The organism is Limnothrix sp. PR1529, assembly GCF_002742025.1.
Taxonomy (GTDB): domain Bacteria; phylum Cyanobacteriota; class Cyanobacteriia; order CACIAM-69d; family CACIAM-69d; genus CACIAM-69d.
In genome coordinates this window covers 127,738-150,390 of sequence record NZ_LIRO01000009.1, presented here as the reverse complement: position 1 = coordinate 150,390, position 22,653 = coordinate 127,738, and the positions used below count along the sequence as shown (strand labels likewise).

Annotated in this window: 13 protein-coding genes, 1 tRNA gene and 1 pseudogene; 5 read left to right on the top strand and 10 right to left on the bottom strand. The window is 53.1% G+C overall.

Annotated features, from left to right (window positions below):
• Positions 1-13: 13 nt before the first annotated feature.
• The 3 genes from AMR42_RS02020 to AMR42_RS19710 form a co-directional block, all read right to left on the bottom strand.
• Entirely contained in the window at positions 14-601 is a 588-nt protein-coding gene (locus AMR42_RS02020) for a chorismate lyase (RefSeq protein ID WP_099531852.1), read from the bottom strand.
• Between the two features lie 397 nt (positions 602-998).
• Positions 999-1,079: transfer RNA gene (locus AMR42_RS02015), tRNA-Leu, on the bottom strand.
• A 7-nt stretch (positions 1,080-1,086) separates the two neighbouring features.
• The gene (locus tag AMR42_RS19710) at positions 1,087-1,470 is read right to left on the bottom strand and encodes a hypothetical protein (RefSeq protein WP_143472893.1); all 384 of its coding nucleotides are present in this window, start codon (positions 1,468-1,470) and stop codon (positions 1,087-1,089) included.
• Between the two features lie 97 nt (positions 1,471-1,567).
• Here AMR42_RS19710 and accC point away from each other — a divergent pair, with 97 nt between their 5' ends.
• Positions 1,568-2,926 carry an acetyl-CoA carboxylase biotin carboxylase subunit gene (gene accC / locus AMR42_RS02005; RefSeq protein ID WP_099531788.1) on the top strand — a complete coding sequence of 453 codons (1,359 nt, stop codon included), beginning with the start codon at positions 1,568-1,570 and terminating at the stop codon, positions 2,924-2,926.
• 238 nt (positions 2,927-3,164) lie between these two features.
• On the opposite strand, the gene lnt is transcribed toward accC, so the two are convergent.
• The 5 genes from lnt to AMR42_RS01980 all read right to left on the bottom strand — a co-directional run bounded on the left by lnt (position 3,165) and on the right by AMR42_RS01980 (position 9,755).
• Positions 3,165-4,817 (bottom strand): apolipoprotein N-acyltransferase, encoded by a 1,653-nt coding sequence (gene lnt, locus AMR42_RS02000; RefSeq protein WP_234406493.1) that lies wholly within the window; start codon positions 4,815-4,817, stop codon positions 3,165-3,167.
• A 3-nt stretch (positions 4,818-4,820) separates the two neighbouring features.
• Positions 4,821-5,006: a hypothetical protein gene (locus tag AMR42_RS01995; protein ID WP_099531787.1), complete on the bottom strand. Its 186-nt coding sequence runs from the start codon at positions 5,004-5,006 to the stop codon at positions 4,821-4,823.
• Positions 5,007-5,092: 86 nt separating this feature from the next.
• A complete protein-coding gene (locus tag AMR42_RS01990; protein ID WP_099531786.1) occupies positions 5,093-5,863 on the bottom strand; it encodes a PP2C family serine/threonine-protein phosphatase in 771 nt (256 codons plus the stop codon).
• 44 nt (positions 5,864-5,907) lie between these two features.
• Positions 5,908-7,221, bottom strand: a complete 1,314-nt coding sequence (locus tag AMR42_RS01985; protein WP_099531785.1) for an ATP-binding protein — start codon at positions 7,219-7,221, stop codon at positions 5,908-5,910.
• A 608-nt stretch (positions 7,222-7,829) separates the two neighbouring features.
• Positions 7,830-9,755 (bottom strand): GTPase family protein, encoded by a 1,926-nt coding sequence (locus tag AMR42_RS01980; protein ID WP_099531784.1) that lies wholly within the window; start codon positions 9,753-9,755, stop codon positions 7,830-7,832.
• Between the two features lie 301 nt (positions 9,756-10,056).
• On the opposite strand from AMR42_RS01980, the gene AMR42_RS01975 reads away from it, so the two are divergent.
• Positions 10,057-15,480, top strand: coding sequence for an ATP-binding sensor histidine kinase (locus AMR42_RS01975; RefSeq protein WP_099531783.1), 5,424 nt, complete (start codon positions 10,057-10,059; stop codon positions 15,478-15,480).
• On the opposite strand, the pseudogene AMR42_RS01970 reads toward AMR42_RS01975, so the two are convergent.
• Positions 15,470-15,730 (bottom strand): annotated as a pseudogene (locus tag AMR42_RS01970) (Uma2 family endonuclease); the annotation flags it as partial. The gene AMR42_RS01975 and the pseudogene AMR42_RS01970 sit on opposite strands and share 11 nt — an antisense overlap.
• Before the next feature lie 343 nt (positions 15,731-16,073).
• On the opposite strand from AMR42_RS01970, the gene AMR42_RS01965 reads away from it, so the two are divergent.
• The 3 genes from AMR42_RS01965 to AMR42_RS01950 all read left to right on the top strand — a co-directional run bounded on the left by AMR42_RS01965 (position 16,074) and on the right by AMR42_RS01950 (position 20,954).
• A complete protein-coding gene (locus tag AMR42_RS01965) occupies positions 16,074-17,201 on the top strand; it encodes a glutamate--cysteine ligase (RefSeq protein WP_099531850.1) in 1,128 nt (375 codons plus the stop codon).
• A gap of 220 nt (positions 17,202-17,421) precedes the next feature.
• A complete protein-coding gene (rimI, locus tag AMR42_RS01960) occupies positions 17,422-18,009 on the top strand; it encodes a ribosomal protein S18-alanine N-acetyltransferase (protein ID WP_099531781.1) in 588 nt (195 codons plus the stop codon).
• A 455-nt stretch (positions 18,010-18,464) separates the two neighbouring features.
• Positions 18,465-20,954, top strand: coding sequence for an ATP-dependent Clp protease ATP-binding subunit (locus AMR42_RS01950; protein ID WP_199291434.1), 2,490 nt, complete (start codon positions 18,465-18,467; stop codon positions 20,952-20,954).
• A 195-nt stretch (positions 20,955-21,149) separates the two neighbouring features.
• Here AMR42_RS01950 and AMR42_RS01945 read toward each other — a convergent pair whose 3' ends face one another.
• Positions 21,150-22,610: an ATP-dependent DNA helicase RecQ gene (locus AMR42_RS01945; protein WP_099531779.1), complete on the bottom strand. Its 1,461-nt coding sequence runs from the start codon at positions 22,608-22,610 to the stop codon at positions 21,150-21,152.
• Positions 22,611-22,653: the final 43 nt, after the last annotated feature.

The window sequence follows — 22,653 nt, the reverse complement described above, 5'->3', positions numbered from 1 at the left end:
GCAATCATTGCCACTACTGGCGGGCGATCGGCCCCAAGTAGCGCTGGAGATGTGGGGAAAAAACCTCAAAAATCAGCGTGAGGGGCTGATTTCGATGCCAAAACAGGTAATGTCGCCCCCAGAGCGGCCCCGACTCTCCAAATGCGGCCTCTAGGGCCGCCGATCGCCCATAGCAAATTCCCCGCACATCGCGGTAAAGCTCCGTGCGCAACCGAGCCAGACTGGCCCAAATGGGCAGCGATCGATTTTGCAAATACTCATCCACATGGCTGGCTTCCCACCAAGACGTGGCATAGGCCAACCGCTGGCCGGAAGCCGTCCGTAACCAAACCTGGCGACGTAATCGCGGCCCCGGAACCATTTCGATCGCCTCCGGGGCCCCATCCCCCGCCGGCCCTACCACCGACATATCAATCACATCCACCTCGGTTGGTTCTCCCGTCAGCAATTGCAGGTGGCGAGTGGGTGACCCATCTCCCAACAACAACATTTGCCAAGGGGGAGCCAAAAAATGGTGAGGTAAGCCCTGCTGCACAACGGTTTCATCCCCTTGCCAGGTGGGTTTCAGCCGATGCCAATCCCCATGGGATCCCAGCTCGATCGAGGGGCGATCGACGGGGGGCTGAGGTGCAGATAAATCCGCTTGTCGATCAGTAACGCTAGCAGTCAAGGTCTTTGCATTTCTTAACTTTTCTCGATCCTAACACTCACCTAAAGAAAAGGGACTGAAGCGCCGCCCTCGTGATGCGGCTTTCAGCATCTCCCCTGGAATTTCTGGAATTTAAGGACGCGGCGAGTCTCGATCAATTTAAGAGTCCCGTTCATCCTGTCGAGAGCCTGAGTTGAGAGCCTGAGTCGCAATCTTGAGCCACAACTCTGAACCTGAGACTATGAAAAACCGGATCACTGAAAATCAATGATCCGGTCGCAGGTTATGAGCTGAGGACGCTCAAGCCAGGTTTCAAAGTGCTCTGGATGAAGTCCAATCTGGAATTCGATGCGGATGGCGGGACTCGAACCCGCAAGGCAAAGCCACACGCCCCTCAAACGTGCGCGTATACCAATTCCGCCACATCCGCAGGTGATTCACTGATGATGCTGGTGTGAGTTTTTGGGGGTATTGCTGAACCCAACTGAGGATGTTGGGGGCAAATTATTGTTACCCGTCAAACCAGCCGTAGCAGTATAGCATTCTTCGATCGTTTTGTTGAGCCTTGGCTGAGGTTCATCAACAGATTCATGCAGATCAGGATACACATCGGGATGCAGATTGGGATGGTGCTGGAGCCAAGATCGAAGAATTGGGCTAGATACTGAATCAAATTCAATCAGTGTCAAATTCAATCGGTATCGAGCATCGAGCCAAATCTTGAGCCAAACACCAAATACTGAGCCAAATCCAAATATTGATTGAGCCAAATCTTGAGCCGAGATTGAACGAGATCCCAAAGGATCCAGCACAAGCGCCACCCTCGGCCCGATTTCCCCAGACTCCGCCGCCCGATCGCCCGCAGGCCACCCACGATGATAGGATTGGCTACCGCGCCCCACCTGCGATCGTACGACAATGCGCTTTTCAAAAGTCCTGATTGCCAACCGTGGAGAAATCGCCGTTCGGGTAATCCGAGCCTGCGAAGAACTGGGAATTTCCACTGTGGCTGTTCACTCCACTGCCGATCGACAAGCCCTGCACGTGCAGCTTGCCGACGAAGCCGTTTGCATCGGCGACGCAGCCAGCAGCAAAAGCTATCTGAACATTCCCAACATCATCGCTGCCGCTCTCACCCATAACGCCACGGCCATTCACCCGGGTTACGGTTTTTTGGCAGAAAACGCAAAATTTGTCGAGATTTGTAACGATCACCAAATTGCCTTCATTGGCCCCTCACCGGCCGCGATTCGGGCCATGGGCGACAAGTCCACCGCCAAGGAAACCATGCAGCGGGCCGGCGTGCCCACGGTTCCCGGCAGCGAAGGACTGGTGCAAAACGAAGAATCGGCCCTGGAGCTGGCCAATGAGATTGGCTATCCCGTAATGATTAAGGCCACGGCGGGTGGTGGCGGTCGCGGAATGCGTTTGGTGCGCAGTGCGGAAGAGTTGCCCAAGCTGTTCCAAGCAGCCCAAGGGGAAGCGGAAGCGGCCTTTGGCAACCCGGGCCTCTACATTGAGAAATTCATTGAACGGCCGCGGCACATTGAGTTCCAAATTTTGGCCGATAGCCATGGCAACGTGATCCACCTGGGTGAGCGGGATTGTTCCATTCAGCGCCGCCACCAAAAGCTCCTGGAAGAAGCGCCCAGCCCTGTGTTAAATCCGGAGTTGCGGGAAAAAATGGGCAGCGCGGCCGTGGCAGCGGCCAAGTCGATCGACTATGTGGGCGCAGGAACGGTGGAGTTTCTGGTGGATCGATCGAGTAATTTCTATTTTATGGAAATGAACACCCGCATTCAGGTTGAACATCCAGTCACGGAAATGGTTTGCGGCCTGGATTTGATCGCTGAACAGTTGCGGATTGCCCAAGGGGAAAAACTGCGCCTCACCCAAGATCAGGTACAGTTGCGCGGCCATGCGATCGAATGTCGAATTAATGCGGAAGATCCCGATCAAAATTTCCGCCCTTGCCCCGGTCGGATTGGGGCCTATTTGCCGCCGGGTGGCCCGGGGGTGCGGATCGATTCCCACGTTTATCCCGATTATGAAATTCCGGTCTACTACGATTCTTTGATTGGCAAATTGATTGTTTGGGGCCCCGATCGCTCCAGCGCGATCGCCCGGATGAAGCGGGCCCTGCGCGAATGTGCCATCACCGGGGTGAACACCACGATTGGTTTTCACCAAAAAATCATGGAATCGCCGGAGTTTATTGGCGGCGAAGTTTATACCAATTTTGTTGAAGAGTGGATGAGCAAAAATAAAAAGCGCTAGTCAAGCGCTAATCAAGCGCTAATCCTAACCCCTGAATTGCTGACCACCTTCCTAACCTGTTTCGGAGTCAACCATGGGCGACCATTGGATGGATTGGGCCACGGTGATTGGCTATGTGGGATTCACACTATTCATCATGTGGCAAATTTTTAGCCGATCCCAATGAACCTGCTGATTATGGGGTTGGAACAGAGGATCGGGACAGGGGAAATTGCTGGCTCCGCTGGGCGAATTGTCCCTAGCGATCGGGCAAGGATGCACCAGCACGCCGCAATCCCCAGCTCACCGCCAAAGCCAAGGGAACAGCCAGGGGTGTGAGCCAATCACCCCAACGGACGTAGGGTGTTTGCTGGGTGCGGCGATAGATTTCGGTGGCGTGGAGTTCGTAGACATTGGGGCGCGATCGCCAGTGGGTGACTCCGTGGGGATCGATGAAGGCGGAATAGCCGGTGTTGGCGGCGCGGGCCACCCATCGATCGGTTTCGATCGCCCGCATCACGTCTTGGGCGTGGTGTTGGGCAAACATCGTGGGCCGGTAATGGGCGTTGTTGGCTGCCGAGAGAATGAATTGCCCGCCGCTGGCCGCCTGCGATCGCGCCAATTCCGCATGGGCTGAGTCATAGCAAATCAAGGCGATCGCCTGGCCAAAGGGAGTGTTGAGGCGCTGATTGGGCTGGCCGAGGGCCAACTTGGTGTCCAGCGGCGATAGCCGATCGATCAAGCCGCCGATCACAGACTCAAAGGGAATATATTCCCCCAGGGGCACAAGGCGCACTTTGTCATAGCGACCCACGGCTTTTCCGGTGCGATCGAGGGAGATGAGGCTGTTGGTGAGGCGATCGGGTTGCTGGCGATCGGGCGCAAACAGGCCCAACCACACGGGCACAGCCCGATCGAGCACTGCCGACAGGAATTCATTGCGTCGATCGCGAGTGGCCTCCGCTGTCCAGACCATTGGCAAGGCCGTTTCGGGAATCAACACGCCGTCAACGCCCGCCTCTGCAAGAGTTTCATAGCCCCGTTGATAGCCCGTGAGGGCCCTGCGCCAACCTTCGGAGCCAAATTTCAGATCGTTGGGAATATTGCCTTGGATTACCCCGATCGTCAGGGCCGCAGCGGGGCGATCGGCTAAGGGTTGGGCAGCCAAAGCGGCCCCCAAGCCATGGCCCAACAGCAACAGCGCGATCGCCCCGGCCCACCAACGCCGCCGATGGGTCAGCCAAGCTTCTGCCCAGGCTCCATTCACCCCCACAATCACCGCCGTTACCAGGGCGGGGCCCGACAATTGGCCCAAGTGCAAAATCGCTAAGTTATGAGGCGCTTGGGTCAGGCCCAATCCCGTCCAAGCCAAGGGGGATTGGTTCCAGAGCCATTCCGTCACCAACCACAGGGCCAGGCCCAGCGCCCAGCGTCCGCCGGCCGATCGCCCCGCCAATTTGCGGTGTAGCAGCCCAAACCCCACCGCCCAGCAGGCGACCTGTGACCCGGCCCAACCGGCCGCCACCAACCAGCACACCAGGGCAATGGTAAGGCTGGTGGCCCAGGACACTCCCAGCCACATCATGGGATGTAGGCCCGTGAGCCAAAACACCGCCACGAGGTTGTAGCCCAAACCCCAAAGCCAGCCCAAACCGAGTCGATCGCGCCAATTGAGCGTTGGGTTTGCCAGCAACCACCACAGCGGGGCGATCGCCACCCAGGGGAGCGGCCACCAGCCCACCGGCTCCGGCCCCAGCCCCATCGCCACCCCAGCCCCCAAGGCCAGAGCCGATCGCTGCCAACGACTCCACAGCGATCGCCTTGGCCCTGGCTCGCCAGCGGTGGGCGCAACGCCGCTGACCCAACGACTCAGAAAATCCGTGCCTTGCCCCCCGGTTTTGCGACCAAACACGCCCTAACGCCCCTGTTCGATCGCCGGTTTGGGGGTTTCGGGGACGGGTTCGGCGCTGGGGCTGAAGGCTGGGCCAACCCAAGCCAGGGCAATGGCCCCCAGCACGATCCACTGGGTTGCTTGCAGGAGCTGATCGGGCGATCGGGGAGCCGTTGGAGGATTGGAGTTGGGGGGCAAATCCGGTTGCATAGCTAGTTTTAAGAGTGTTGTTGAGAGTGTTGTTGGGATTGCTTTTGGGATTGCTTTTGGGATTGTTTTTGGAATGAGGCTTCGGTTCAATCAGCCAAACGCTGAACCAAAATTAGTGTGACATCATCATCGGTGCGCTGGGCGATTCGATCGGACTCTAAAAACGCCCGCAGCCGATCGATCACGACGGCCAGATCTTGGCTTTGGGCTAAAAACCGAAACAACGGCTGAAAAAAGGGCTGAAAAGGCGATTGATCGGGTTCCTGTAAGGCCAAGCGCTGCAAACCATCGGAAAAGAGCGCGAGAGACTGCCAATCACCAAGCCAAGTGACCAACTGAGGCGATCGGGCGGCCCCTGGCTCCTGCAAAAATCGGGTTTCGTTAGCAAATTCTCCCTGTTCCGGCTGCGTGAGCGTTTGCCAGTTGCCCTGGGCATCTTGAATCACCACCGCCCCATCACCAATTTGGCCGATCGCCAATCCCGTTGGTAAGGCCACCGTCACCACCAAGGTGCAAGCCAACTCTCGCAAGGCCAAATCCCGATCGCGTGCGGCCCGATCGACCGCCCACCGAGCCGCCCGCACCACCGCCCGCAACAACGGCAACCAATCCGCCAACGATCGGGGCGATCGCCGCCGCTGCCAACGGGGCAACAGCGTTAAAACCGTTTCCACCGCCACCTGGGCCCCCAAATCGGAGGCACTGGCCGATCCGGCTCCGTCGGCCACCACCGCAAATCCTGCCCGATCGCCCAAGGCCCAACCACTGGCATCTTGGCAAGGTTCCGCCGCCCGCCGATGCCGACTCCCCGCCACCGACAGGGCGATCGATGCCATCCGCATCGATTCCAGTTGCATCCCAAGTTGCAGCGATGCAACTTCCTGACCCGTGACGCTCAATCCTAACTCCTGTCTACACAAACCAGCGGCAACTCAATCATAAAGGTTGTACCCGCCCCTAACTGGGACTCCAACCACAATCGACCGCCATGCTTTTCTTCAATCACTTGTCGAGACAGGGTTAAGCCCAAGCCGGTTCCTTTGCCCACCAATTTAGTTGTAAATAAATGCTCAAAAATTTGGCTTTGTAGCTCCTCAGCAATGCCGCGCCCATTGTCCTGGATGGATAGGTGAACCGATTTTTGATCCGCCGAGAGGGCAGTGGTGATGATGATTTGGGGGGGATTTTTGCTAAGCGCCTGGACAGGGCGATCGCGGCAAGCTTCATCCAGTTCATCGATCGCATTAGCTAGCAAATTCATAAACACCTGATTCAGTTGACCGGCAAAGCATTCCACTTCAGGCACATCACCATAGTTTTTAATGACCTGAATGGCGGGCCGATGATCATGGGACTTCAGGCGATGTTTTAACAATAAAATTGTGCTGTCCAATCCATCTTGCAAATCAAAACTAACTGGATATTCACTATCTAAGCGCGAGAAGGTTCTTAAGCTATCACTAATCGTTTTAATGCGATCAATTCCCTGATTCATCGACTCCAAAAGCTTGGGCAAGTCCTGGCGAATGAATTCTAAGTCCACTTCTTCAATGAGTTGTTGCACCTGCTGATGGGGATCGGGGTGATGTTCCGCATAGGCATCCAACAGGGCAAACAGATCCTCTAGGTGCTCCAACGCAGGGCGAATATTGCCCTTTAAAAACCCCAAAGGATTATTAATTTCATGGGCCACCCCGGCGACCAAATTCCCCAGGGCCGACATTTTTTCACTTTGTACCAGTTGAATTTGCGCTTGCTGAAGCTGTTCCACCACCTGCTCAAGGGTCGTGGACTTTTCTAAGAGCTGAGCCTCGGATTCTTGCAAACGTCGTTCGGCCATCACTCGATCGGTCACATTCTGGGCGATCGAGTAAATGGATAGCATCTGATCTTGGTCATCAAAAACCGGCGTGTTAATCCATTCACAAATAATGACACTGCCGTCTTTGCAGATATTCTCATTTTGACAAACAACCGTTTTTCGCTCCTGTAAGAGGGCTACCATCAGCGGCTTAATTTCGGTTTGCACGGTTGGCGACACGATATGGCTAACCGGTTGTAGATAAATTTCTTCCGCAGAATAGCCAAAGATTTTTTCGGCAGCCGGGTTCCAACTGATGACACAGAAATCTTGGTTCCATTCAATCAGCGCTAAGGGGGTTTGCTGAATCAGGAAACTGAGTTTTTCAGTGATGCCAAGAAACTGGTTTGACATAACAGTCAGTTGTTGAATGGAAGGAAAATTAGCAATCTTGCTGAGTCGATGTCTGAAAAGCGTCTTGGATTATTTGCCAAGCACGAATCATCACGAAGGCAAGGAGCTTAAGCCCCTTATCTGCGATGACACCTGAAAGGAGTAGCTATGGCTTTTCAGACATCTACTTAGGGATAACTCTTAGCAAGCTATCCAAACACTAAACATCAAACAATCAGCCCAGGACAGACCATAATTATGAATATCTGCATTGGATTGAATATTTATAAAGAGTACCAGCGTATTAGAACTTTAAATTTGAGTTGCAAAATGTGCAAATAGCACCAGGTCTTCTCCAATGTTAACGGATGATCCGAATGGCCGCCGTAAATTTGTGATATTTGTAGTTAAAGTTTCGATAATGCATCATCACAAATTAATCCCCCACCTTAGCTGCCGATCAGTGGTGCGTTAAGGTTCTGGAATGATTTTGCTCAATTTTTCGCCAAAAATCAGCAGAGATGCGATTAGCGCGAAATTTCAACTCCGTTCGGGTCAAGGCGCGTTCCTTCGCCATGGAGATTCATCGGCGGCGATCGCCCGTTCCAGCGGTTCTAAACCAATTTTGCCTAGACCAATCGCGCTTGGCGATAGAACTGCACCCGATCGCGCAGGGTATTGGCCGGGGTTTCTTGGCTCCAATGTTCCACCAAGGCATGGCCCAAGGCCCAAGCTTCCCGCTCCGGTGGCTGACCATTGTCGGTCACCAGCGGCCACAGGGACAACCAATCTAAGTTGCGCGATCGCGCTTCGCCGTCCAGGCCTGCTGTGGGTTGCAGTAGGCTAAACAGGTCGTAGGCCAGTTGCAATTTACCAACCACCAGGGGCAATTGCTCGATCGGGATGCGCTCGGCCAACAGATAGGCCAAGGTTGGAGAGCCGGTCATCACCCGCGAAATGAGTTGCAGAACGGGGCTTTTGAGAAACAGGGCCAGCCCTTGGGCGGTGGACATTTGGAACACATATTGATCGATGATGCGAGCGGCGGCCGTGGCGCGGGCTTCCCGATCGCGCAGGAAGCGGGCCAAGCGAAGTTCCTGGGCTGGGCCGATCGCCTCGAGTAATGCCAGGGACAGGGTTTCCAGCCCCCAAGGCCCCCGCTCTCCCAACACCACAGGCAAGAATTGATCGCAATGTGCCCCCAGCAGCTCGGCGCGATATTGCACCGCTTCCCGCATCGATTGCTCCTTGGGTCGATCGCCCCCTAACCAGTCGTAGGGCGGTTGCCACTCCCGCAGGGGCCGCAAGCGATCCACCTGGGAAATGACCCCAATCACCGGAGCTGTTACCCCAGCGGCCTGCAAATCTCGCAAGCAGTCCAAATCTATCTGTAGCGCCGGATCCAGCGCTGGAGTCACCAACAGGATCACGTCTGCGGCCCGAGCGGCCGCCCGGGCCCGCTCTCCGGCCGTTGGGTTACCCGCCTGTTCATAGCCCGGTGAGTCCCACAGCCGCAACCGATCGCCCGTGGCGGCCACCCACTCATAGCTCACCACCCGATCGGTGTTGGGCAGCACATCCGTTTCCGCCAACTCCGCCGCAAATAGCCCATTCACCAGGCTACTTTTGCCGGCCCCCGTTCGCCCCAACAACAACACATTCACCACAGCGGTGGCGATCGCCTCTTCCGGTTCCGCTTGGGCAATCAAGGCTTGCAGGGTTTCGGTTTGGGCCTGGGGAATGGGTGAGGCGATCGGGGCAAAATTTTCCGGCGGCAACCCGGCCCCACCGTACAGGGCGATCGCCTGGCGCGCCAAATTCCGCAAAGCCGTTTCCCGCAACACTTGCCCCAAATTTGCCAACAGGGCGCGATCGGCCCGAGTGCTGGAGCCTTGGGTGATCGTTCGAGCCGCCGCCGCCACCGGATTCAAAAACCACTGGGCCCACTGCCAAGCCCGAAACGCCTTGCGCATGGAAGGCTCCAGCTTTTGATACAGCGTATAGGTCTCGTAGGCTTGGCCCACGGTCACCTGGCCCAAAACCGGCTCCAGTTGCTGCATCCAGCGATCCAAATCATCCACCGTCCCCCGCATCAACCGATAGGCTTGGGGCACATAGATACTGAGTAAGGGATAGCTAGCCTCCGGGTAATAGGCCCGAGCCACCGCCGTCGTTAAGCTCAAACAACGCTGCCAAAACTGATCCCAATTTTCCCAAGGGGCCGGGTCGTTTTGGGCAGCTTGCAACAGTTCCGTTAAGGCCACTTCCGCCCGCGCCAACGCACCTTCATTCACCGGCACAGCAACATGATCGCCCCGCTGTTCCCAGTCCGCCAGCCCCGCCGAGGCGATCGCCGCTTCCACTTGCCCCACCATGGATTTTGTCCAGCGCACCAGCAACCAGCGCCAGCCCACCAGCATCAGGGTAAACAGTCCCCAAATCCAACTCAAGCCCCAAGCGTGCAACTGGGAGCCGGCCGCCCACAGCACCACCCCCACTATCGTCACCAACGGCAGCGCCAACACCACCCACTGCCACCGCGCCAATCGCACCATTGCCGCCAACTCCCAAGGCTACGGTTCCCATTCTAGAAACCATCAGGGGCGATCGCCCAAGCTTTTTTAATGCGTGAGAATGGGCAGCAAAACCATGCGTAACAGCAACCATGCGATCAAAAAAAGGCGATCAAAAAAGGCGATCGGTTCACCAGGTTACAAAATCAGGTGATCGTCATCACCCTCAGCACAAACATTAAGATTGACACCTGACCAAAAGAAATTGCTAAGCTAGATGTCTGAGTTGATGAAAACACGATCAATTTCAACTCTATCAACGCTTCATCACGGATTAATTTAGATGTCTCCACTGAATGCTTCTTCAATCAATTCTTTTCCTGAAGTTCCTGGCTATAGAATTGTTGAACAAATTCACCGTGGGTCACGTACATCCGTTTATCGCGCCGTCCAGCACCATAGTCAGCGACTAGTAATTCTAAAAGCGCTGCATTCAAGCTATCCCACCTTTAGTGAATTAATTCAATTCCGAAATCAATACGCCATCACTCAAAATCTTGATGTTCCAGGCATTGTGCAGCCTTTAGATTTGGAGCCGATCGGCAATAGCTATGCCCTGATCATGGAAGACTGTGGCAGCATTTCTCTTCAGCAATATTGTCAGCAGCAACAACTCAGCTTAGGTGATGTACTCAACATTGCCCTGCAACTGACCACCATTCTGCATAACCTGCATCAGCAACGGGTCATTCATAAAGATATTAAGCCGGCCAATATTCTAATTCATCCAGAATCCAAGCAAGTCAAACTCATTGACTTTAGCATCGCGTCCCTATTGCCCAAAGAGACACAGGAAATTCAAAACCCGAATGTTCTTGAAGGAACCCTAACTTATCTTGCGCCGGAGCAAACCGGACGCATGAACCGGGGGATTGACTATCGCGCGGATTTTTATGCCTTGGGTGTGACCTTATATCAACTACTCAGTGGCCAATTGCCCTTTGAGTCAGAGGATCCAATGGAACTGGTGCATTGTCATATTGCCAAAGTACCCACACCCGTTGAGCAAATCAATCCAGCCATTCCAGCCATCGTAGGGGCGATCGTTTCTAAATTGATTGCCAAAAATGCTGAGGATCGCTATCAAAGTGCTTTGGGACTCAAACATGATTTACAACAATGCTTGAACCAGTGGCAGGACACAGGCACTGTTGCTGATTTTGAATTGGGTCAACGGGATTTAAGCGATCGCTTCCTGATTCCTGAAAAACTCTATGGCCGCGAAACGGAAGTTCAAGCGCTCCTGAAAGCCTTTGATCGGGTTGCTCAAGGCCGTTCAGAATTGATGCTAGTGGCGGGATTCTCTGGAATTGGCAAAACCGCTGTTGTTAACGAAGTTCACAAGCCCATCACTCAGAAAAAAGGCTATTTCATTAAGGGCAAATTTGATCAATTCAATCGCAGTATTCCCCTCTTTGCGTTTGTACAAGCATTGCGCGACCTGATGGGACAGCTTTTGTCAGAATCTGATGCGCAATTAGCCCAATGGAAAACCCATATTCTGGAAGCCGTGGGCAGCAATGGTCAAATTCTGATCGATCTCATTCCTGAGCTGGAACAAGTTATTGGACCGCAGCCGCCCGCTCCAGAGCTTTCTGGTGAAGCTGCCCAAAATCGTTTTAACCACTTATTTCAAAATTTCATTCAAGTTTTTGCAAAATCAGATCATCCCCTCGTCATTTTTATCGATGATCTGCAATGGGCTGATTCAACTTCTTTGGGATTGATGCAAAATCTGTTAACAGAGGCTCGCTCCCATGCTCAATGTCTCTTGGTTTTGGGAGCCTATCGAGATAATGAAGTGTTGCCCGGCCATCCCTTTTTAATCACAGTAAAAGCCTTAGAAGAGGCCCATGTTTCCCTGACGACCCTCACCCTCGGCCCCTTAAGTGCGGAGAGTCTCAACCAGTTAATTGCTGATACTTTCCGAACCTCAAACAGCAAAGTGCAGCCCTTGACCCATCTGGTGATGCAAAAAACCCAGGGCAACCCATTCTTTGCGACCCAATTCCTCAAAGCACTACACCAAGATAGTCTCATTACCTTCGATCGGGAGGCGGGTCACTGGCAATGCGACTTAGTACCAGTACAGGACGCAGCCTTAACGGATGATGTGGTGGAGTTCATGGCCTTGCAGCTCCAAAAGCTACCCATGGTCACCCAAGAACAACTGAAGTTTGCCGCTTGTGTTGGGGCTAAGTTTGACCTCAAGACCTTGGCGATTGTTTCAGAACAAAACGAAATTCAAGCGGCTTCAGCCCTATGGCCAGCATTGCAAGAGGGGCTAATTTTGCCGGAGGGCAAGATTTATAAGTTCTATGCGGATCGTGATTCGTCCCAGGTCGATCAAGCCTGGAGCGAAGAAATTTCTGGGCAAATTCAATACCGTTTTTTCCATGACCGAGTGCAACAGGCTGCTTATTCCCTGATTCCTGAAGATCAAAAACAGGTGACTCACCTGAAGATGGGTCAGTTGCTCCAAAACCGCTTGTCGGCAGCAGAGCGCGAGGAGAAGCTATTTGATATTGTTGGTCATTTGAATTTGGGGCATGGGCTATTAAGTCAGCAAAATGAACGAGAGTCATTGATTCGACTGAATCTTGCTGCCATTGACAAGGCGAAAAAGGCAACGGCTTACGGTGCGGCTCAAGACCTCGTGACGATCGGGCTGGAGCTACTTTCAGAAGAGCCTTGGCAAAACCAGTATGAATTGAGCTTAAAACTCCATCAAATGGCAGCAGATGTGGCCTGTTTAAAGGCTGATTTTGAGGGAGCGATCGCCCAAGTTCAACAAGTTTTAGAGCAAGCTCAAACCGTCTTGGATAAAGTGCCTGTTTATATGGTGCAAGTCAGGGTGTTGACGGCTCAAAATCAATTGGCAGAGGCGATCGCCATTGCTGCCCAAGCTATCACTGAATTGGGAGTTCAGTTTCCCGACGACATCACACCAAGCCTCATCGCCCAAACCTTGCAAACTGTGGAAACTGAGCTAGAGGGAACGGTCATTGAGGATTTGGTCAATTTGCCGGTGATGACTGACCCAAAGACCATTGCCGCCATGGAATTGCTGGGCATGATTATGCCCATGGTATTTATTGCGAAGCCCACATTTTTGCCCTTTGTTTGCGCAAAAATTGTGAGTTTATCGCTCCAGTTTGGCAACACACCTGTCTCAAGTGTTGGTTATACGACTTACGGCTTAGTTTTAGCCACGGGGTTCGGTCAGGTCGATCGGGGCTATCGCTTGGGAAAAATGTCCTTAACCCTAATCGATCAGCTCAATACAAAAGCATACAAGTGCCTGAGCATTCTTTTCTTTGCTGCCTGTGTTCAGCACCAGAAAGAATCAATGACTTCCATGGCTGCTTTGCTCAAGCAGGGGTATTTAACCGGTATAGAAGCCGGTGACTTTTTATATTTAGGCTATTGTTTAGCCCACTATTTTTATGCTTATTTCTATGGCGGCAAGGAATTATCTGGACTGCAAGCCGAGGTTGATCAATTCTGTTCTGCTATTGCTTCGTCAAAGCAAGATAACGCTCTAGCATACTTGCAGATGACGAGTGAGTTTCTTGAACGATTGTTGGTCACACACCGCCAGCCCGCTCTCTTGATTGGCGATCGTTATGACGAGACGAAAATCTTTCCAAAACATCTTCAAAATCAGCAACTCACTGATCTTGGGATTGCTTACACCTACAAATTGATCTTGGCCTATTTGTTTGGTGATTATGGGCTTGCCCTTGAATATCTCAATGAAGTCAAGCAGTATCTAGATAACATCGTCGGAATGTTGCATATTCCCGCCATCCATTTTTATGGAGGGTTAACCTGTTTGGTAATCGCGATCAGCAAGCCCGAAAATGAGCGATTAGAGTTACTCTCCTTGGTAGAACAGCACCACAGCAGCCTATCAACTTGGGCAGAGAATGCCCCGATGAATTACCAGCATAAACTGGATCTGCTGACAGCAGAAAAACATCGATTTTTGGGCAATTTCTTGGAGGCAATTAATGGCTATGAGCGGGCGATCGCGGGTGCTAAAGCTAATGGTTTCATTCAAGAAGAAGCTTTAGCATATGAACTGGCCGCGCAATTTTATCTCGATTGGGGTAAGGAGAAAATCGCCGCCAGCTATATGCAGGAAGCCTACTATGGCTATGCTCGCTGGGGAGCGAAAGCCAAAGTGGTTGATTTAGAGCAACGCTACGCCCAATTACTACAACCGATTCTGCAAGCGGCCAATCAACCCTTCGCCCTTTTAGAAACCCTAGCGACGATCACAAATCCTGCTGATTCATCACGCGCCACTCCGCATGGAAGTTCTAGCGGCAGCATTAACCAAATGCTTGATTTTACTGCCCTGCTACAGGTCTCTCAAAATCTGGTCAGTACGATCGCCCTAGATGAATTGCTGCAAACCCTAGCTCAGACGATGTTGAAAAACTCGGGAGCCGATCGATGTGCCTTAATCCTTTGGGAGGGCGATCGATGGCAGGTGAGAGTGATGGCCAACCCAGAGCAGGTGACATTGCAATCGACTCCTTTGGACGATAACCCCGACATTCCGATCAAGCTGATTCAATACGTCAAAAACAGGGCAGTGACAGTTGTTGTCAATGATCTTGATACCGATTTACCCGTCATTGGTGATTATCTAAACTGCTATCAACCCAAGAGTGTCTTGTGTTTGCCAATTCTTAACCAAGGAAATGTGCGGTCTATTTTATACCTGGAAAATCGATCAACCAGTGGCGTGTTTACCAGCGATCGAATCACTATTTTGAAATTTCTTTGCAGCCAAGCCGCCATTTCTTTGGAAAATGCTCGACTTTACCAACAATCTCAAACCTATGCTCAACAATTGGAACAGTCCCAATTGCAAATGGTGCAGAGCGAGAAAATGGCTTCTCTCGGAAACCTCGTGGCAGGGGTAGCTCACGAAGTTAACAACCCGATCGGCTTTCTCAATGGCAGCATTAACAATGGCAAGGATCACATTAAAGACCTATTGGCACATTTGGCGCTTTATCAGCAACATTATCCCAATCCAGTTATTCCCATTCAAGATCACGCTGAAGACATTGACTTGGAATATATCTGCGAAGATTTACCCCAGTTGCTGAACTCAATGCAGGGAGCAACCGATCGAATCAAATCGATCAGCACCAGCCTTCGCATTTTCTCTCGTGCCGACACAGAATATAAGGTCAGTGCTAATTTGCATGAGGGCATTAACAGCACGGTGTTGATTTTGAAATATCGACTCAAGGCAAATCAGTTTCGGCCTGCCATCGAAGTCAAAACTGACTACGGAGACATACCAGAAGTTGAGTGTTTCCCAGGACAAATCAACCAGGTATTTATGAATATCCTGGCCAATGCGATCGATGTGTTTGATGAAATGGTGCAGGGTCGATCGTTCAAGGAATTAGAAGCGCATCCCCAAATCATCACAATCAGGACAACTCTTGTTGATGATCAAGTGCAGATTTCAATTCGGGATAATGGCAAGGGCATTAGCGAAGAGGTGCAAGCCAAGATCTTTGACCATTTGTTTACCACAAAGGGCGTGGGCAAGGGGACGGGATTAGGGCTAACGATCGCCCGCCAAATTGTCGAGAAAAAACATGGCGGCAGTTTGACAGTTCAGTCAGCATTAGGACAGGGAACTGAGTTTTTGATTCAACTGCCAATCAAGGGCTAGACGAGGTTGCAAAGCATTGTTCAACGGCAATAATTCGATCGGGAAAGGCGATCGGGGCGATCGTCTCACCAGGTTGCAAAATCAGCTGATCGCCATAGCCATCAACACGGGGCGATCGATAAACTTCTAAGTGTCGCTGCTCCAAGTCTACTAACCAATAGTCCCCGATCGACTCGCGGGCATAGAGTGCGCCTTTGACCTGGCGATCGTATCGAGCGGTGCTGTCAGCAACTTCAATTAGCAAATGAAGATGGGCAGGGGTTCGATGTCAACCTTCCCTAAATCGATACAAACTAGAGTAATTCTGCGTCTCTAGGAACCGGGATTGAACCACCAATTTCAACCACCATTACCGCCGCACTACAAATCAGTCACTCTATCTATGGCTAATTTTATGGTTAATTGTTAATTCTTATTATTTGACCAACCTCGCACTTAATACAGGAACTTATTTCGGGATAATCCATATTGTGTTCCTGTTACTTAGGAAATACCCAGAGCCTCAAAAAGATCGTCGCCGCATTAGACTTGAGAGTGCTGGAAAAGGTACTATCATGCATAATGGTATCGCCAATCAATTAGCATCTACGATCATGTTTAAGTTTGGTATTGAGCATGAGGTCGCTTTAATTAACGCCAAAGGTCAATTGGCAGATTTTTCGCGAGCAAAATTTTCTGAATTGGCTCAAATTATTGAACGCCTACCTTCTTACGAAAATGATGGCAATCAACTCCACATTGGAAATGCTGGTATCCGACAGAAGAGATGGTATCTTGAGGGAATGGAGCGATTTTCTAATACAGGAGAATTAACTGCTTTTATTCCAAAAGGCATTGAAATTAGGACAACTATTCATTCCACTGTTAAAAGTACAATTGCTGAATTGCAAGCAAGCTTCCATTTGCTGCGTGAAGCAGCTTCCAACTTGGGTTTTTCTCCCGCACTAGCGACATTCAATCCATATTTAACTACTTTTGATCTCGATTCTCCTTTGAGCGAGTATGAAATAAAGTGGCTGGAAGCATTTCCTGAAGATCAAACAGATCATATCGCGATGCTCTCATATGGGCCAGATTTGAATCTATCGTTGACAGGGATGTCATTCGAGGAAGTTATTGATGCTGGGCAAAAGCTTATTTACTATAGTCCCTACATTATTCCTTTTAGCTATAGCTCTCCTTTTTTTAACGGTTCTCTATGGGATGGCTTGTCGGTTCGAACATTTATACGAACGGGATTAAGATCTACGGTTAGGGTTTTTTTGGAAAAGCCTGAACAACAAATTTATAGCCAGCCAGTCTTCACAAAAGTTGCACGTTTGCCAGCAGAAGTAGGTCGTATTGAGTTTAAAGCATTTGACGGTTGCGATGATTTTACGATGTACGCGAGTCTATTGGCCTTATTAAAGGGAATAATCTTGGATAAGTCGTTACTAGGCCGATCAACTCTACCTGATGTGGCGTTACATCAAATTTCTGCACGATTTGGCTTTGACAATGAGGCTATTTTTGACAATGCCAATCAGGTTTTGCAAGCCGCTCAATCTGCATTGAATGACCATGCGGATCCGGATTCAGAGCTTTTGAGACAACTGTTCACACGCCTAAAGCAACGAAGAACACGATCACACGAACTGATTGAGTCATTTCATCGGCTAGGCTCAATCAAAGAAGTTCTGCAAGATACTTACCAATTTTCGGGGCTAGACTCCATCGCTTAGAGGTCTTTGGCAACTGTCACTTGTTGTGATGATTGGAGTTCTAGAATGTCTGTAATGTAATCCTTTCTCCAAGATAAGTAGTGCGTTCCAAATTGCGATCTACAATGAATGCATTCATTAATAAAAAAGATTTTGTTGATCTTCAATCCAATCTATAATTATGCGTGAAACTGTTATAGAGAATTAAGTCAAACTAAGGCTTAAGCTGTCATTTTGACCTATGCGATCGCTCCATTTGCAACTACTCAATCATGACCATCTCGATCAATTGGTGGCGATCGACCAGATAGCCTTGGGTGGTCTATGGAGCGCCGACACCTATCGCCGGGAACTGGATAGCCCGAATAGTGATTTGCTCGGGGCGATCGATCCGCAAGGACAACTGATCGGGTTTGGTTGCGCCTGGGCGATTGTTGACGAGTGCCACATCACGGCGATCGCCCTGCGGCCCGAGTGGCAACGACAGGGCTTGGGCCAAACCCTGCTGTGGGGCCTGTTGAGATTGGCGCGGCAACGGGAAATGAAACGCGCCACCCTTGAAGTGCGACCCAGCAACCAAGCCGCCCTCTCGCTTTACGAAAAATTTGGCTTCCAGGAGGCCGGCCGTCGCAAACGCTACTACGCCGATGGCGAAGATGCGGCGATCCTGTGGTTAGGCAAGTTGGATTGGCCCCAGTTTGCTCAACAGCTCGATCGCACCGCTGCTGACCTGAGCGATCGACTGGCGCAACATCAGTGGCAGTGGTGGGGAGAGATTGTGCCCCCAGCCGCCGGGGTCGGCAGCTCCCCAAGCCATGCGCTAGATTAAAAACCTATCTTTCAATCCTGCCCAACAGGTTCACCCAATTTTTGGGATTCACCCCAGTCCGCTGGCTCAATGGGGGTCTGCCAAATTCTGGCTGACGCTTGAGCTGGCCCATGTTTCACTCCCGATCGGGCCGTTTTGCCGCTGGCCCTTGCCATCAGCAATCCCAAGACCCGATTTTCAACCCAAACGTTCTTTAAAAATCCTAAAAGCATTCATCAATCCATCCCCCAGGATCGCCCAAAAGGCTTGATCCCCCCCTACCCCATCGGGGAACAAAATCCCCCGAAAGTTCATGGCAATTTCTCGAGTTCTTGAGCTTGCCAAGGGGAAGCTGATCGAGTTGGGGAAACCGCCCGATCGCCCCCCAATTGCCGGCCAGGTCAGCCCCAAACTGCCCAAACCGCGCGTGTTAAAATCAGATTTGCCAGCACTTCGCAGGTGATAGGGAACCGCCAATGTTTGAACGCTTCACTGAGAAAGCCATTAAGGTGATCATGCTCGCCCAAGAAGAGGCCCGCCGCCTGGGTCATAACTTCGTGGGCACTGAGCAAATCCTTCTCGGACTCATTGGCGAAGGCACTGGTGTAGCCGCCAAAGTCCTGAAATCCATGGGTGTCAACCTCAAGGACGCTCGGATTGAGGTCGAAAAAATTATCGGTCGCGGCTCCGGTTTCGTGGCTGTGGAAATTCCCTTCACGCCCCGGGCCAAGCGGGTTCTGGAACTGTCGCTCGAAGAGGCCCGCCAACTGGGTCACAACTACATCGGCACAGAGCACCTGCTGCTGGGCCTGATCCGCGAAGGAGAGGGGGTCGCGGCCCGAGTGCTGGAAAATCTGGGCGTTGACCTGTCGAAGGTGCGCACCCAAGTGATTCGGATGTTGGGCGAAACGGCGGAAGTGACTGCCGGTGGCTCCCAAGGCCGCACCAAGACCCCAACCCTGGATGAGTTTGGGGCTAACCTGACCCAACAGGCCGCTGAAGGCAAGTTGGATCCGGTGGTGGGTCGCCAGAAGGAAATTGAGCGGGTGATTCAGATTTTGGGTCGCCGCACCAAAAACAACCCGGTGTTGATCGGGGAGCCGGGCGTGGGTAAAACCGCGATCGCCGAAGGGTTGGCCCAACGGATTGCCAATGGCGATGTGCCGGACATCCTGGAAGACAAGCGGGTCGTGACGCTGGATATCGGTCTGTTGGTGGCCGGTACCAAGTATCGCGGGGAGTTTGAAGAGCGCCTGAAGAAGATCATGGATGAGATTCGCCAGGCCGGTAACGTGATCCTGGTGATCGATGAAGTCCATACCCTGATTGGCGCGGGTGCTGCGGAAGGGGCGATCGATGCCGCCAACATACTGAAGCCAGCCCTCGCACGGGGCGAATTGCAGTGCATCGGCGCAACAACCCTGGATGAGTACCGCAAGCACATCGAGCGGGATGCGGCCCTGGAGCGGCGCTTCCAGCCGGTGATGGTGGGCGAGCCGACCGTGGACGAAACGATCGAGATTCTGCGCGGTCTGCGGGAGCGCTACGAGCAACACCACAAGCTGAAGATTTCCGATGAAGCGCTGGAGGCGGCGGCCAAGCTGTCCGATCGCTACATCAGCGATCGTTACTTGCCGGACAAGGCGATCGACTTGATCGACGAAGCGGGATCGCGGGTGCGCTTGCTGAATTCCCAACTGCCTCCGGCCGCCAAGGAATTGGACAAGGAGCTGCGGGAAGTCCTCAAGCAAAAGGACGAAGCCGTGCGATCGCAGGACTTTGACAAGGCCGGCGAGCTGCGCGACAAGGAAATGGAAATTAAGCAGCAAATCCGCAACATCGCCCAAACCAAAAAATCGGAAGAGCGGGCCGATGATCCGCTACAACCGGTGGTGGACGAAGAGGATATCGCCCAAATCGTTGCTTCCTGGACGGGTGTGCCGGTGAACAAGCTCACCGAGTCCGAATCCGAAAAGCTGCTGCACATGGAAGACGTGTTGCACCAGCGGCTGATCGGCCAAGACGAAGCGGTGAAGGCTGTGTCTCGTGCCATTCGTCGGGCCCGCGTGGGTCTGAAGAACCCCAACCGCCCGATCGCCAGCTTCATCTTCTCCGGCCCCACCGGGGTTGGGAAAACCGAGCTGACCAAGGCCTTGGCGGCCTATTTCTTTGGCTCCGAAGAAGCGATGATCCGCCTCGACATGTCGGAATACATGGAGCGGCACACGGTCTCGAAACTGATCGGTTCGCCTCCAGGCTATGTGGGCTACAACGAAGGCGGCCAATTGACGGAAGCCGTGCGTCGTCGTCCCTACACCGTGGTGCTGTTCGATGAAATCGAAAAGGCCCACCCCGATGTGTTCAACATGCTGCTGCAAATCCTGGAAGATGGTCGCTTGACCGATGCCAAGGGTCGCACGGTGGACTTCAAGAACACCCTGATTATCCTCACCTCGAACATCGGTTCCAAGGTGATTGAAAAGGGTGGCGGCGGTCTGGGCTTCGAGTTTGGCGAAGACCAAGCCGAGTCTCAGTACAACCGGATCAAGTCCCTGGTGAACGAGGAGCTGAAGAACTACTTCCGCCCCGAGTTCCTGAACCGCCTGGACGAAATCATCGTCTTCCGCCAACTGAGCAAGGACGAGGTGAAGGAAATCGCCGAAATCCTGCTCAAGGAAGTGTTTGCTCGCTTGACCGAGCGCGGCATCACCCTGGCGGTAACCGACAAGTTCCGCGAACGGTTGATCGAAGAGGGCTTCAACCCCAGCTACGGGGCGCGGCCACTGCGTCGGGCAATTATGCGCCTGCTGGAAGACGTGCTGGCGGAGGAAATCCTCTCCGGCCGGATCAAGGACGGCGACACGGCCACGATCGACCTCGACGAAGACCGCAACGTGAAGGTGGACGTGACGGCCGGTGCGCCGCCCGCTGAAACCCGCGAGCTGGTGGGTCAAGGGGCTGAGTAACTCTGAACCGAACGCGATCGAGCCATCTCGTCTTGATCGCGATCGGGTTCAGTTCAGCTCAGTTCCAGCCCTTGATAGGAATGCACTAGCGCTTATTTGTGAAAGGGCGACCCGTTGGGGCCGCCCTTTTACGGTTTTTGCTGACCTTTGCTGGGGCCAGTTCTTGATCCAGATTGGCTGAATACCACCCAGGAATCACCGCTGACCGGTGTGGCGGCATCGATCGCACTGACCACAGCGCCAGTTAGCCGACTTGGGCGGTAACCCCAACGCTTGCAACAGAAAACGCCACCGACAACCCCGATCGCCCCCGTAGCGACGCATCGAAAGCTCAACCGATCGACCCATGCGAGCTTGGCGGGCGATCGCCGCTGACCATTGCCCCGACAATTGCCCCGACAATTTGTAGTGGAACGGGTCGAGCCAGTCCAGTTGACCGAGGGCATGGAGCCAACTGAGGGCGATCGCCCCTTCAGCAAACTGATCGGCAATTTCGGCGATCGCGCCTTCCTGGGGCAAACGTCGGGCCACAAGTCCCAAATTTTGAATTTGTTGGCGGGTTTGTTGCTGAAAGTGGCGATCGAGCCGTCGATCGGTGCTGTCCAGCCAGCCGGTAGGTTCACTGACCAACAGCAAAATATCGGCCGGTTGCCCATCCCGACCGGCTCGGCCAATTTCCTGCACATATTCCGCCGGGATCAGCGGTCGATGCCAATGAACAATCCAGCGCACATCGGGGCGATCGATCCCCATGCCAAAGGCGCTGGTGCAGACCAAAAAGGGCAACTCACCCCCCACCCACTGAGCTTCCAACCGGCGGCGATCGGGCGGTGGCAACCCGGCATGATAGGCGGCTGTCTGGTGGCCCCGATCGCGCAAATTCCGGGCCAGGTCTTCGCAGGTTTGGCGGCTGCGGGCAAAAATCAAGCCCCCTTGGCCGGGGCGATCGCGTAACCACCGCCGCAAACGCCACTGACGCTGGGCGGGAACCCAACAGCGCTGCACCTGTAATCGCAGGTTGGCTCGATAGGGGGATTGCTCAAACCGGGCTGGGTTCCGCAACCCCAGCACTTGGGCAATGATGGACCGATCGGTGGGGGTGGCGGTGGCCGTGAACGCGGCGATCGGGATTGGCTTTTGGGCCGCTGCTTCCAGGGTTTGGCGGGCGATCCCTAACCGGCGGTAGGCGGGCCGAAAGGTTTCGCCCCACTGGGCCAAGCAATGGGCCTCATCGATCGCCAGTCCTTGAATTTGGGGAGCTAACCGCAACAACCGTGACCAAACTCGCTGGCTGAACAGGGTTTCGGGTGACAGATACAGCAATCGCAACTGGCCCCGCTCCAAGCGATCGAGCACCTCTTTTTGTTGCGATCGAGGCACTTCACTATGCAGGGTGGCGGCCGGCAATCCCTTGGCCCGCAGGTCTGCCACTTGCCGATCCATCAGCGACACCAGGGGCGACACCACCACAGTCAAGCCCGATCGCAACAGGGCCGGCAATTGAAAGCACAAGGATTTACCGGTTCCCGTTGGCAACAGGGCCCACAGATCCCGTCCTTGCAAAATGGTTTGGATGATGTCGCCCTGGGGGCCGCGAAATCCGTCGTAGCCCCACAGGGTTTGGAAGAGCGATCGCGCCCGTTGCCACTCATCCATCCCGATCGCGCCTCTGCCCCGAATGCCGCGCCATTCGTCAATG

What these genes read in the sequence shown, in the direction of transcription:
- AMR42_RS01985 (WP_099531785.1), bottom strand. Translation starts at nt 7,221, where the DNA reads ATGTCAAACCAGTTTCTTGGCATCACTGAAAAACTCAGTTTCCTGATT.
- AMR42_RS01945 (WP_099531779.1), bottom strand. Translation starts at nt 22,610, where the DNA reads ATGGATGAGTGGCAACGGGCGCGATCGCTCTTCCAAACCCTGTGGGGC.
- AMR42_RS01950 (WP_199291434.1), top strand. Translation starts at nt 18,465, where the DNA reads ATGTTTGAACGCTTCACTGAGAAAGCCATTAAGGTGATCATGCTCGCC.
- AMR42_RS01995 (WP_099531787.1), bottom strand. Translation starts at nt 5,006, where the DNA reads ATGCAACCGGATTTGCCCCCCAACTCCAATCCTCCAACGGCTCCCCGA.
- AMR42_RS01980 (WP_099531784.1), bottom strand. Translation starts at nt 9,755, where the DNA reads ATGGTGCGATTGGCGCGGTGGCAGTGGGTGGTGTTGGCGCTGCCGTTG.
- AMR42_RS01965 (WP_099531850.1), top strand. Translation starts at nt 16,074, where the DNA reads ATGTTTAAGTTTGGTATTGAGCATGAGGTCGCTTTAATTAACGCCAAA.
- AMR42_RS01975 (WP_099531783.1), top strand. Translation starts at nt 10,057, where the DNA reads ATGTCTCCACTGAATGCTTCTTCAATCAATTCTTTTCCTGAAGTTCCT.
- accC (WP_099531788.1), top strand. Translation starts at nt 1,568, where the DNA reads ATGCGCTTTTCAAAAGTCCTGATTGCCAACCGTGGAGAAATCGCCGTT.
- rimI (WP_099531781.1), top strand. Translation starts at nt 17,422, where the DNA reads ATGCGATCGCTCCATTTGCAACTACTCAATCATGACCATCTCGATCAA.
- AMR42_RS01990 (WP_099531786.1), bottom strand. Translation starts at nt 5,863, where the DNA reads ATGCAACTGGAATCGATGCGGATGGCATCGATCGCCCTGTCGGTGGCG.